Here is a 12484-nt window from a genome sequence, read left to right on the forward strand (position 1 = left end):
TATCGGACGGATCTTGCCGTGCCGGTACGGCTCCCCACCGTCTCCTTGACCTCGAGCGCAGTTGAACTTCTAGCGTCGCTCGGGACGAAAGGAGATCCACTGTGACAACACTTGTTACGGGTGCCACCGGCAATACCGGTCGCCACGTGGTCGCGGAATTGGTCCGCCGCGGTGAGCGCGTTCGCGCGTTGACCCGGGACCCGGTCGCCGCGGCGGGGAAGCTTCCGGCCGAGGCGGAACTCGTGGCCGGCACGCATACGCAACCGCACGAGCTGGATGCCGCGTTGGAGGGCATCGATCGGTTGCACGTCACCGTGACCGCCGGGCTTGCCGAAGCCGGGCCGGAGCTGGTCCGGCGCGCGGTCGAAGCGGGCGTGCGCCGCTTCACCGTGGTGTGGGGTGGCGCGGTCGGGCCGGTCGAGGAGGCTGTGCGGGACTCGGGCGTGGAATGGACGCGCCTGGAACCGCAAGAGTTCATGTCGAACACGCTGGGCTGGATCGAGTCGATTCGCAGCGAGGCGGTGGTGCTCGAGCCGTACGACTTCCCCAGCGCGCTGGTACACGAAGCGGACATCGGGGCGGTCGCCGCGGTCGCGCTGCTCGAGGACGGCCATTCCGGCCGTGCTTACAACCTCACCGGGCCCGCGCCGCTGACACCGCGAGAACGGATCGCCATCCTGTCGCGGGCCATCGGCCGCGACATCGCTTTCGTCCGGATCACGCACGAACAGGCCGTCGAGCGGCTGGTTGCCACGGGTGTGTCCCGGGCGGACGCCGAGTACGTCGTCGGCTGGTACGCCACACCCGACGCCGCCTCCACCACCGTCGTCGACACCGTCGCACAGGTGACGGGCAGACCAGCGCGAACGTTCGACCAGTGGGTGGCCGAGCACGCGGAACTCTTCCGGGAGTCCCCGATCGCCGGCCACGCCGGAATCGGTTGACCAGTCGGAGCACGACCGCTTCCGCCGCCCATCGAAGGCCGATGGGCGGCGGATCCAGCGAGTTACGGCACGTGGCGGACTGCGCCCTTGTCGGCCGACGTGGCCAGGGCGGCGTAGGCGCGCAGCGCCGTCGTCACCGGACGATCGCGGTTCACCGGCTGCCAGGGTCGCTCCGACGCTTCCATCTTGGCGCGGCGCTCGGCGAGGACGGCGTCGTCGACGAGGACCTCGAGCGTGCGGGTGGCCACGTCGATGCGGATCTGGTCGCCGTTCTCGACCAATCCGATGACACCACCGCTGGCCGCCTCGGGCGAGATGTGCCCGATCGACAGACCAGAGGTGCCGCCGGAGAACCGGCCGTCGGTGATCAGCGCGCATTCCTTGCCGAGGCCCGAGCCCTTCAGGAAGGCGGTCGGGTGCAGCATCTCCTGCATGCCGGGACCGCCCGCGGGACCCTCGTAGCGGACCACGATCACGTCGCCGGGCTTGATCTTCTTGCCGAGGATGACCGACACGGCTTCTTCCTGCGACTCCACCACCACCGCGGGGCCCTGGAAGGAGAACAGCGCCTCGTCGATGCCCGCGGTCTTGAGCACCGCGCCGTCGGGCGCGATGTTGCCGCGCAACACGACCAGGCCGCCTTCGGTGGTGTAGGCGTGCTCGAGATCGCGGATGCAGCCGCCCGCGGCATCGGTGTCCAGCGACGACCAGCGGTTGTCGGTGGAGAACGGCTCGGTGGTGCGCACCCCGCCCGGCGCGGCGTGGAAGAGTTCGATCGCTTCCTGAGAAGCCTTGCCGGAGCGGATGTCCCAGGTGTCGAGCCACTCGTCGAAGGACGCGGTGTGCACAGTGGTGACGTCGGTCTCCAGCAGCCCGGCGCGGCGCAGTTCGCCGAGGATGGCGGGGATGCCGCCGGCGCGGTGCACGTCCTCCATGTGGTAGTCGGAGTTCGGCGACACCTTCGACAGGGTGGGCACCCGGCGGCTGATCTCCTCGATGGTGTGCAGATCGAAGTCGACCTCGCCCTCCTGCGCGGCGGCCAGCGTGTGCAGCACGGTGTTGGTCGATCCGCCCATCGCGACGTCCAGGGCCATCGCGTTGCGGAAGGCTTTGGCGTCGGCGACATTGCGCGGCAGCACCGACGCGTCGTCCTCGCGGTACCAGCGGTTGGCGATGTCCACCACGACCGTGCCCGCGCGCTGGAACAGCGCCCGGCGCGCGGCGTGCGTGGCGAGCGTGGAGCCGTTGCCTGGCAACGCGAGTCCGAGCGCTTCGGTGAGGCAGTTCATCGAGTTCGCGGTGAACATGCCCGAGCAGGAGCCGCAGGTCGGGCACGCCGACCGCTCGACCTCGGACAAACCTTCCTCGGACACCGCCTGATTGGCGCTCGCGGAGATCGCGGTGATGAGGTCGGTGGGCGCCTGCGCGACGCCGCCGACGACGACGGCCTTGCCCGCCTCCATCGGGCCGCCGGAGACGAACACCGTCGGGATGTTCAGCCGCATGGCGGCATTGAGCATGCCCGGGGTGATCTTGTCGCAGTTGGAGATGCACACCAGCGCGTCGGCGGTGTGCGCGTTCACCATGTACTCGACGGAGTCGGCGATGATCTCGCGCGAAGGCAGCGAGTAGAGCATGCCGCCGTGGCCCATGGCGATGCCGTCGTCGACGGCGATGGTGTGGAATTCGCGCGGCACGCCGCCTGCGGCGCGCACCGCGTCGGCCACGATGTCGCCGACATTCTTCAGATGCACGTGGCCGGGCACGAACTGGGTGTAGGAGTTCGCGATGGCGACGATCGGCTTGCCGAAGTCGGTGTCGGTCATGCCGGTGGCGCGCCAGAGTGCGCGCGCGCCTGCGGCATTGCGGCCGATGGTCGTGGTTCGTGAACGAAGCGGTGGCATGTGGATGGTCCTCGGGTCGCGGGGGCTGACGTGCGACGGCGCAGAGCCTGCTCGGCGGTCCACCACGTTACTCCCGGTGGGCGTGTCCACCGGGCGGGTGGTGCGGCGTCCGATCTCGCGGTCAGCCGAGTCGGGTGTGTCGCCGGTGCGGGATGTCGCGGGCGATGACGGGGTGACGCCGGAGGTGCCGGAGCGTCGGGGTGGGACGAGACGGAGGATCGCGGCTCCGGGGGAATCATCCCATGACTCGGGCAACCTCCCAATAGCGGTGGATGTTCCGGCGCGGCGCCGGACCACGCGACGGGAGGAGTCGAGGGCTGAGGCGGCGCGCGCTGTGTCGATTCATGTTCGGCGCGGCTGCCACCGGCGCTGGAGGTCGGGCTGTGGCCATGATCACGCGCCTTCGTCCGATGCCGACTGCGCTGGTCAACAGCCGCCAGGCTGTCGTCGGCGCTTACGCCGGGTCGTCGCCGTCGCGCGTCTTCGCCGCGTCCTCGCCGGACTTCGCCACGCCATTGGTCCCCGGCCCGCCGTCGGCCTTCGAGGTCTCGCCGTCTTCAACTGCGTCGGCGGGTTCGGCGGGCGCCCGGTCCGTCGCGGGTTCGCTCGGCTCCGCGAACGGGTCCGGAATCCGTCCGCCGGAGAACGCCGCCAGGTCGCGCAGCCGGTCGTAGCTCACCGCGGGCAACTTCACCTCGGTGCCGTCGGTCAGGTCGGCGCGCACGTACCCGCGCTTGGGGATCCGCACACCCTTCACCTGTGCCCAGTCGAGGTGGCGCGAACCGAACAGCGTCCGCAGATCCAGTCCCGCGTCGGAGACGGCGGTCTGCGTCCGCAGCACCCAGGCCAGCACCACGACCGGGATGAGCAACAGCCACCACAGTCCGGCGGGCCAGCCGACGAACGGGAAGAACACGCACATCAGCAGGATGAACACACCCAGGAAAGCCAGCCGTGGGATGCGGATCACACGGGCTTCGGAGGCGCTACCCGTATCCGTTGTCGTCGCGGGCGTGTGGGACGATTCAGACGGTGGCACGGACTGATGCGGTGATGACACACCACCATCCTCGCATCCTGATGAACGGACACAAGCAACCGCACTGTCCCACATAATGGGACACACGGGGTCATCTGTTTGACTCTTCGGTTCACACCCGCTTAACGTCGTGCGCGTGAATCGAAACGAGTTGCTCGTAATCGGCCGGCGCGTCCAGCGTTGAGCCTGACACACTGAGTCGAATACGTCAGCTCGCGTTGCGACGCGCCACCCTCGATCAGCCCTGCGCTGTCGGGGGCTTTTTTATGTTCGGACTAGTGTCCGACATGGCGAAGCGCAAGACACCGCTGGCACAACATCCGGGGTCGGAACCACAACCAGTAAGGAACGAAGACGGTGAGCGCACCTACCGCACGGCCCGGGCCTTCGGCCCGTAGGCCAGCGCCTTCGGCGAATCAGCAGGCCACGCCCGCTGCCAACGCGACGTCCACGGCCAACCGCCGCCAGCTCCCGCCCGAGCGGGTCACCGGCGCGCAGTCGGTCGTCCGATCGCTCGAGGAGCTCGGCGTCGACACCGTATTCGGCATTCCGGGCGGCGCGATTCTTCCCGTCTACGACCCGCTGTTCGATTCCACCAAGGTGCGCCACGTCCTCGTTCGGCACGAGCAGGGCGCGGGTCACGCGGCCACGGGGTACGCCCAGGCCACCGGCAAGGTCGGTGTGTGTATGGCCACATCCGGCCCCGGCGCGACCAACTTGGTCACCCCGATCGCCGACGCACAGATGGACTCGGTCCCGATCGTGGCCATCACCGGCCAGGTCGGCCGCGGCCTGATCGGCACCGACGCGTTCCAGGAAGCCGACATCTCCGGCATCACCATGCCGATCACCAAGCACAACTTCCTGATCACCGAGGGCGTCGACATCCCGCGCATCATCGCCGAGGCGTTCTACCTCGCCGCGTCCGGACGCCCCGGCGCGGTGCTGGTCGACATCCCCAAGGACGTGCTGCAGGCGCAGACCACCTTCAGCTGGCCACCGGAGATGCGGCTGCCCGGCTACCGTCCGGTCACCAAGCCGCATGGCAAGCAGGTGCGCGAGGCCGCGCGGATGATCATGGAGGCCAAGGCCCCCGTGCTCTACGTCGGCGGCGGCGTGATCAAGGCCGACGCGTCGCCCGAGCTGCTGCAGCTGGCCGAGCTGACCGGCATCCCCGTGGTCACCACGCTGATGGCGCGCGGCGCGTTCCCCGACAGCCACCGCCTCAACATGGGCATGCCCGGCATGCACGGCACCGTGGGCGCCGTGGCCGCGTTGCAGCGCTCGGACCTGCTGATCACCCTCGGCGCCCGGTTCGACGACCGCGTCACCGGCCAGCTGGACTCCTTCGCGCCCGGCGCCAAGGTCATCCACGCCGACATCGACCCGGCCGAGATCGGCAAGAACCGGCACGCCGACGTCCCGATCGTGGGCGACTGCCGCGAGGTGATCGTCGAACTCATCGAGACGCTGAAGGCCGATCCCGCCGCGGGCACTTCGCTGCCGCTGCCGCTGACCGACTGGTGGACCTACCTCGACGGCGTGCGCGACGCCTACCCGCTGGGCTGGACTCCGCCCGCGGACGGTTCGCTGTCGCCGGAGTTCGTCATCGAGGCGCTCGGCCGCCTGGCCGGTCCCGACGCGATCTACTGCGCGGGCGTCGGCCAGCACCAGATGTGGGCCGCCCAGTTCATCAAGTACGAGAAGCCGCGCACCTGGCTGAACTCCGGTGGTCTCGGCACCATGGGCTACGCCGTGCCGGCGGCCATGGGCGCCAAGATGGGCGCGCCGGACAAAGAGGTGTGGGCGGTCGACGGTGACGGCTGCTTCCAGATGACCAACCAGGAGCTGGCCACCTGCGCGGTCGAGGGGGTGCCGATCAAGGTCGCGCTGATCAACAACGGCAACCTCGGCATGGTGCGCCAGTGGCAGACGCTGTTCTACCAGGAGCGCTACTCCAACACCGACCTCGGCACGCACACCCTGCGCATCCCCGACTTCGTGAAGCTCGCCGAAGCCCTCGGCTGCCACGGCATCCGGGTGGAGCGCGAGGAGGACGTGGAGGCCGCGATCCGCGAGGCGCAGTCCATCAACGACCGCCCCGTGGTGATCGACTTCATCGTCGGCAAGGACGCCCAGGTGTGGCCGATGGTCGCCGCGGGCACCAGCAACGACGAGATCATGGCCGCTCGCGGCATCCGCCCGCTGTTCGACGAGGACGAGCAGGCGGCCGAGCCGGCGGTCATCCACGCGGCGATGTCGCAGGAACAGAACAAGGTGAACAACGGATGAGTACCACGCATACCCTCAGCGTTCTCGTCGAGGACAAACCGGGCGTGCTGGCCAGGGTCGCGGCGCTGTTCTCCCGGCGCGGCTTCAACATCGAGTCGCTGGCGGTCGGTGGCACCGAGCTCCCCGAGATCTCGCGCATGACCATCGTCGTCACCGTCGAGGACCTGCCGCTGGAGCAGGTCACCAAACAGCTCAACAAGCTGGTGAACGTCATCAAGATCGTGGAGCAGGACTCCGACAGCTCGGTGGCCCGCGAACTGATCCTGGTGAAGGTGCGCGCCGACGCCAGTGTGCGCACCCAGGTGATCGAGGCCGTGGGGCTGTTCCGCGCGAAGGTGATCGACGTGTCGCCGGACGCGCTCACCGTCGAGGCGACCGGCACCCGGTCCAAGCTCGACGCGCTGCTGCGCATGCTCGAGCCGTACGGCATCCGGGAGATCGTGCAGTCCGGTGTCGTCGCGGTGGGGCGTGGACCGAAGTCCATCACCGCCACTCGATGAAGTAATGAGCGGCGGCCACACGCTAGTCTTTCTGCGATCGACGGTTGGCGTGCCGCCCTCCCCGCTGACGCGGGAATGATCCCCACCCGCTCCTGCGGGGGTGATCCGATCCAGAACAACGAAAATCAACACCGGCGCAAGCACGGTGTGCCCCGCCTCGCGCGGGGATGATCCCGGAAGGAACCACAGTGGCAGTCGAGATGTTCTACGACGACGATGCCGATCTGTCGATCATCCAGGGCCGCAAGGTCGCTGTCATCGGCTACGGCAGCCAGGGTCACGCGCACTCGCTGAGCCTGCGCGACTCGGGCGTCGAGGTCCGCGTCGGTCTCGCCGAGGGGTCGAAGTCGCGCCCGAAGGCCGAGGAGGCGGGCCTGACCGTCGGCACGCCGGCGGAGGTCTCGGAGTGGGCGGACGTCATCATGGTGCTCGCGCCCGACACCGCGCAGGCGTCGATCTTCGCAGGCGACATCGAGCCGAACCTGAAGGACGGCGACGCGCTGTTCTTCGGCCACGGTCTCAACATCCACTTCGGCCTGATCAAGCCCCCGGCCAACGTCACCATCGGCATGGTGGCGCCGAAGGGCCCTGGCCACCTGGTGCGTCGTCAGTTCGTCGACGGCAAGGGCGTTCCCGCGCTGATCGCGATCGACCAGGACCCGAAGGGCGAGGGCCAGGCCCTGGCGCTGTCCTACGCCAAGGGCATCGGCGGCACCCGCGCCGGCGTCATCAAGACCACCTTCAAGGAAGAGACCGAGACCGACCTGTTCGGTGAGCAGGCCGTGCTGTGCGGTGGCACCGAAGAGCTGGTCAAGACCGGTTTCGAGGTCATGGTCGAGGCCGGTTACGCGCCGGAGATGGCCTACTTCGAGGTGTTGCACGAGCTGAAGCTGATCGTCGACCTGATGTACGAGGGCGGCATCGCGCGGATGAACTACTCGGTCTCCGACACCGCCGAGTTCGGTGGTTACCTGTCGGGCCCGCGGGTCATCGACGCCGACACCAAGAAGCGCATGCAGGACATCCTCAAGGACATCCAGGACGGCAGCTTCGTCAAGCGTCTGGTCGCCAACGTCGAGGGCGGCAACAAGGAGCTCGAGGCGCTGCGCAAGAAGAACGCCGAGCACCCGATCGAGGTCACCGGCGCCAAGCTGCGCGGCCTGATGAGCTGGGTCGATCGCCCGATCACCGAGACCGCCTGATACAGAGGTCTATTCGCGCGGTGGCCCGCTCCGGATTCCGGAGCGGGCCACCGGCGTCTGCGCGGACTTCTAACTGCTGCCGAACGAGCCTGTGCCCCAGCCCTGCCCCCATCCCTGGTCAGGACCGCGGCCATAGGGCGGACTGCCGTAGTGGCCACCACCGAACAAGGGGTTGTTGTTACAACTCCAGTTCGGGAATGGGCCGAAGTCGCACCGGTTGTTGTAATACGGGTCGTACCGAGCCTGGGTGACCCCGGGTGTGCTCGGGGTGGCGGACGCGGGCATCGCCAGGGCGGTCAACGGGATCGCGGCGATGGCACCGGCGACGGCCACGCGGGCCACGGTACGGCGTGCGCTGGTTGTGGAGAACAACGTAAATCCTTTCACTCTGCGGCGAGCGTCTCCGCGCGCCATCCCCCGTCGGGGTCTGCCCACGGCCTACCCCCGCAGACAGATCTGGATCTACGGTCACTGCTTCGCGGTCGCGCTTACCGACGGGGCAGCGACTGCACGACTTCACTCTTGCGCACTTGCCGCGAAACGTCACGGGTGTTTTCTCCCCTGCGGACCAAATCGAACCGTGATATTAGGGGCACCCCCTATCGGCGTTGCTCATCGATCGCGGAAAAGTGCGAACCGCGCGGCCCGGTGTAGTCGACCCGCCTCCTTGTCGGCTCGTTACTCGCTCGTACCGACGCCGGGGCCTAAGGTTCTCCCGGACAACGGGGTCAGGTAGCCGAAAATTCTCTGCCCGAACGGATGGTGGACCTTGACCAACTCGACCGACAGCGAACCGACCGTGTGCGCACCGGCTACGGCAGGCCGGCGCGCCGAGGCGATCCACCGCTTCCTCGTCCAGCCCGCCGACGCGGGCATCGTGGGCTCGGTCGACGGCGGCAAACTCCTCGAATGGATCGACAAAGTCGCCTACGCGGCGGCGGCCCAGTGGAGCGGCCGCTACTGCGTCACGGCCTACGTCGGCAACATCCATCTCGATCGCCCGATCTCGGTCGGCGAGCTGGTCGAATTGCACGCCGACCTGGTGCACACCGGGCGCACCAGCATGCACATCCTGGTGACGGTCTATTCGACCGATCCCACCCGGGTGAAGCCGGTGCAGTCGGCGCAGTGCCTGACGATCTTCGTCGCGGTGGACGACGACCGCCGCACCGTCGAAGTGCCGCAATGGAGTCCGACGACGCTGCTGGAGTCGCAGCGGCACCGGCAGGCCCGCGCCCGGATCGCGGTGCGCAAGCACATCGAGGAGGCGATGGCCGCCCAGCGGTACACCTCCGCGGGCACCGCGCCGAGCGCGACTCTGCGGTTCCTGGCGGCGCCCTCGGACATCAACTGGGGTGGCAAGGTGCACGGCGGCCGGACGATGCGGTGGATCGATGAGGCGGCGTACGTCTGCGGCGCGGACTGGGCCGGTCAGCGAGTCATCACTTCCTACTTCGGCGGCATCCGTTTCTACCGCCCGATCGTGATCGGTCACGTCGTGGAGGTCACCGCGCGACTGATCCACACCGGTCCGCGCAGCATGCATGTGAGCGTGCACGTGACGTCCACCGACGCGCACTCCGACGAACCCGCGCTGGCGGCGCACGGCCTCGCCGTGGTCGTCGCGGTGGACGACGAGATGAAGGCGCGCGCCGTGCGGCAATGGCAGCCGGTCTCGGAGGAGGATCGGGCGCTGGACGCGCACGCCAAGCACCTGATCGAACTGCGGTCGCTGGTCGAGCCGTTCACCATGGCGAGCGCCGTGCCCTCGGATGCCGAGCCGAGTCATTTCCGCGTGCCTGCGCCGAGTTGAGCCGGAGGCGTCCGGTCTAGACTAGTTACCGATGAGTAAGTTCTTTGCGTCGGTGGACGAGGTGACCGGGCGCCTCACCGAGGCCGGGTACCTCCCCTCCCTCGATATCGCCACCGCCGTGTTCCTCGCGGGCCACCTCGGCAAGCCGCTGCTGATCGAGGGCCCCGCTGGCGTCGGCAAAACCGAGCTGGCCAAGGCCGTAGCCGCCGCGACCACATCCGACCTGGTGCGCCTGCAGTGCTACGAGGGCATCGACGAGGCGCGCGCCCTCTACGAGTGGAACCACGCCAAGCAGCTGCTGCGCATCACGGCCACCGGTGACGAAGGCTGGGACAGCACCCGCGACCACGTCTTCACCGAAGAGTTCCTTCTCGCGCGCCCGCTGCTGGCCGCCATCCGCAACCCGCGTGCCACGGTGCTGCTCATCGACGAACTCGACAAGGCCGACGTGGAGCTGGAAGGGCTGCTGCTCGAGGTGCTCGGCGACTACCAGGTGAGCATCCCCGAACTCGGCACCGTCACCGCGGTGCGCAAGCCGTTCGTCATCGTGACCTCCAACGCCAACCGCGAGCTGTCCGAAGCGCTGAAGCGGCGCTGCCTGTATCTGCACATCGATTACCCGACGGCGGAACTGGAACGGGCGATCGTGCGGATGAAGGTTCCGGAACTGGACGAGGCGCTGGGGGAGCCGGTGGTCCGGGTGGTCGGAGCCCTGCGTCAACTCTCGTTGCGCAAGGCCCCGTCGATCGCCGAAACCGTCGATTGGGCGAAGACATTGGTCGCCCTCGGTGCGCGCAACCTGAGCGGAAGCGTCGTCCGCTCGACGCTCGGGGTGCTCTTGAAGTACCAATCGGACCACCGCCTGGCGATCGAGCGGCTCGGGCTCGACTTGGATGCCCAGCAGGAAGGGCGGTGAGGTGAAGTCCGAACCTCGCACGGTCGAGGCGGGGCGCCCAGCCGCCGAATCGTTGACCGATCGGCTCGTCGCGTTCGTCGGGCTCCTGCGTGATCACGGCATCAACGCGGGGCCGAGCGAAACCATCGATGCTGCGGAGGCGATGGTTGCCCTCGGAATCCATGATCGCGATCGCCTGCGCTCCGGCATGGCCGCCTGCCTGCTGCGGCGCAATGGTCAGCGCGCCGTCTTCGATCAGCTCTTCGACCTCTACTTCCTGACCGCCCAGCAGCCGCAGCAGGTCGATCAGTCGACACCCGAGTCCGTCGAAGCCCTGCGCGATCGCCTCGTCTCCGCACTGGCACAGGATGATTCGGACTCGGTCGCCGAACTGGCCCGCCAGGCGCTCACCGAACTCGGCGGTTACGGCGGCGCGGGCGCCGGGCAGCCCGCGCCGGTCACCACCGCGTCCGGCGCAGGCTGGTCCTCCTACCTGACCATGAAAGCCCTACGCCCGGAAGAACTCATCGATCGGATCGTCGCGGGCATGAACGGCACTTCTCGACTCGACACCACCGTCCACACGATCGAAGCCAACCGCCGCCTCGCCGCCTTCCGCACCGCTGTCCAGACCGAGGCGCGCCTGCGCTCGGCGCAATTGCGCGGCACCGAATACATCGCCCGCCGCGGCGTCGAAACCAGTACCGACCGCATCGATTTCCTCGGCGCCCGCGAACAGGACCTCGCCGAAATGCGCCGCCTGGTTCACCCGTTGGCCCGCAAACTCGCCACCCGCCTCGCCGTCCGCCGCCGCAAATCCGTTCGCGGCCAGATCGACCTACGCCGTACCCTGCGTCGTTCCATGTCCACCGGCGGCGTTCCCATCGACCCTGTCCTGCGCGCTCGCAAACACGGCCGCCCCGAGCTCGTCGTCCTCGCCGACATCTCCGGCTCGGTCACCGGCTTCGCCGAATTCACCCTCCAGCTTATCCAGGCCCTGCAGGACCAGTTCAGCAAGGTGCGCAGCTTCGGTTTCGTCGACACCTGCGACGAGATCACCCACTTCTTCACCCCCGGCGAGCCCCCGACCCCCGGCACCGCCGCCCGGATCATCCGCTCCACCAAGGTCGCGCGCTTCGGCAGCTCCAACTATGGCGAAGCCTTCCAAGGCTTCCTCGACAACTACGCCGACGCCCTCGGTCCCCGCACCTCTGTTCTGATCCTCGGCGACGGGCGGACCAACCGCACGGATCCGAACCTCGCTGCGGTGCAGACGATTATCGACCGGGCCAAGCACGCCTACTGGCTGAATCCCGAGCCGTCTCGGTCGTGGACGACGGGGGACTCCGCGGCCCACGTCTACGCGGAGCAGGTGACGATGCACGAATGCCGCAATGTCCGACAATTGACCGAGGTCATCGCGCGGCTACTGCCTGCATAGTGCCCGCTGTGGTGCCAGATGCTCCGCGCTCTTACCGCCACTGTTGTCATACGTCCGAATGTGATGAATTCCGGCCATGAAATGTGACACAGATCATTGCTCGGAAGGACGCGGTTGGGCATCGTCGTCACTTCGATTTCGGAAAACCTTGTTGGAGATGCCTGAATGGCCGACCACAATTTTGCTTACGACCTCACGCTGGACGAAGTAAGGCGGCGCAGCGCCGTCGTCGCGGCGCTCGGGGACGACTGGGACCCGGTCGCGGTGCTCGCCGAGGAAGAATTGGCGTACGACATGCTGTACTCGAATCTCGACGACGAGCAGCAGCGGATCTACGAGGAACTCGTCCTGGCCGGGGTCCTGCCGGATCGGGCGACGCGCCAGATCGCCGACTGATCCCACCGCCGAGCATCCAAGGACGGGTGTCCGGCGTGTTGCCCCCGGTGAATAGTCT

General features: G+C 68.0%; 11 protein-coding genes. 8 read left to right on the top strand and 3 right to left on the bottom strand.

Annotated features, from left to right (window positions below):
* The first annotated feature begins 101 nt into the window (after positions 1-101).
* Positions 102-944, top strand: coding sequence for an NmrA family NAD(P)-binding protein (locus GVY64_RS03290; RefSeq protein ID WP_159838578.1), 843 nt, complete (start codon positions 102-104; stop codon positions 942-944).
* Between the two features lie 62 nt (positions 945-1006).
* Here GVY64_RS03290 and ilvD read toward each other — a convergent pair whose 3' ends face one another.
* Together ilvD and GVY64_RS03300 are read right to left on the bottom strand one after the other, a co-directional pair.
* The gene (gene ilvD, locus GVY64_RS03295) at positions 1007-2848 is read right to left on the bottom strand and encodes a dihydroxy-acid dehydratase (RefSeq protein ID WP_159838580.1); all 1842 of its coding nucleotides are present in this window, start codon (positions 2846-2848) and stop codon (positions 1007-1009) included.
* A 454-nt stretch (positions 2849-3302) separates the two neighbouring features.
* Positions 3303-3818 carry a PH domain-containing protein gene (locus tag GVY64_RS03300; protein ID WP_236566581.1) on the bottom strand — a complete coding sequence of 172 codons (516 nt, stop codon included), beginning with the start codon at positions 3816-3818 and terminating at the stop codon, positions 3303-3305.
* Between the two features lie 426 nt (positions 3819-4244).
* Here GVY64_RS03300 and GVY64_RS03305 point away from each other — a divergent pair, with 426 nt between their 5' ends.
* The 3 genes from GVY64_RS03305 (at position 4245) to ilvC (ending at position 7881) form a co-directional block, all read left to right on the top strand.
* Entirely contained in the window at positions 4245-6179 is a 1935-nt protein-coding gene (locus GVY64_RS03305) for an acetolactate synthase large subunit (protein WP_159838582.1), read from the top strand.
* Positions 6176-6679, top strand: a complete 504-nt coding sequence (ilvN, locus tag GVY64_RS03310; protein ID WP_039799659.1) for an acetolactate synthase small subunit — start codon at positions 6176-6178, stop codon at positions 6677-6679. The genes GVY64_RS03305 and ilvN overlap by 4 nt, the downstream gene beginning before the upstream one ends.
* Positions 6680-6879: 200 nt before the next feature.
* Positions 6880-7881 (top strand): ketol-acid reductoisomerase, encoded by a 1002-nt coding sequence (ilvC, locus tag GVY64_RS03315; RefSeq protein WP_201297896.1) that lies wholly within the window; start codon positions 6880-6882, stop codon positions 7879-7881.
* A 69-nt stretch (positions 7882-7950) separates the two neighbouring features.
* Here the strand turns inward: ilvC and GVY64_RS03320 are convergent, their stop codons facing one another.
* Positions 7951-8253 carry a hypothetical protein gene (locus GVY64_RS03320; protein ID WP_159838586.1) on the bottom strand — a complete coding sequence of 101 codons (303 nt, stop codon included), beginning with the start codon at positions 8251-8253 and terminating at the stop codon, positions 7951-7953.
* Between the two features lie 397 nt (positions 8254-8650).
* Between GVY64_RS03320 and GVY64_RS03325 the strand changes: the two genes are divergently transcribed.
* The 4 genes from GVY64_RS03325 to GVY64_RS03340 all read left to right on the top strand — a co-directional run bounded on the left by GVY64_RS03325 (position 8651) and on the right by GVY64_RS03340 (position 12426).
* Positions 8651-9694 carry an acyl-CoA thioesterase gene (locus tag GVY64_RS03325; RefSeq protein ID WP_236566582.1) on the top strand — a complete coding sequence of 348 codons (1044 nt, stop codon included), beginning with the start codon at positions 8651-8653 and terminating at the stop codon, positions 9692-9694.
* Positions 9695-9725: 31 nt separating this feature from the next.
* On the top strand, positions 9726-10610 hold the full coding sequence (locus GVY64_RS03330) for an AAA family ATPase (RefSeq protein WP_159838588.1): 885 nt from the start codon (positions 9726-9728) through the stop codon (positions 10608-10610).
* 1 nt (position 10611) lies between these two features.
* A complete protein-coding gene (locus tag GVY64_RS03335; protein ID WP_236566583.1) occupies positions 10612-12030 on the top strand; it encodes a vWA domain-containing protein in 1419 nt (472 codons plus the stop codon).
* A gap of 165 nt (positions 12031-12195) precedes the next feature.
* A complete protein-coding gene (locus tag GVY64_RS03340; RefSeq protein ID WP_159838592.1) occupies positions 12196-12426 on the top strand; it encodes a DUF6400 family protein in 231 nt (76 codons plus the stop codon).
* The last annotated feature ends 58 nt before the right edge of the window (positions 12427-12484 follow it).

The sequence above is a fragment of the Nocardia sp. CY41 genome, assembly GCF_009829325.1.
In the GTDB taxonomy this organism is placed as follows: Bacteria; Actinomycetota; Actinomycetes; order Mycobacteriales; family Mycobacteriaceae; genus Nocardia.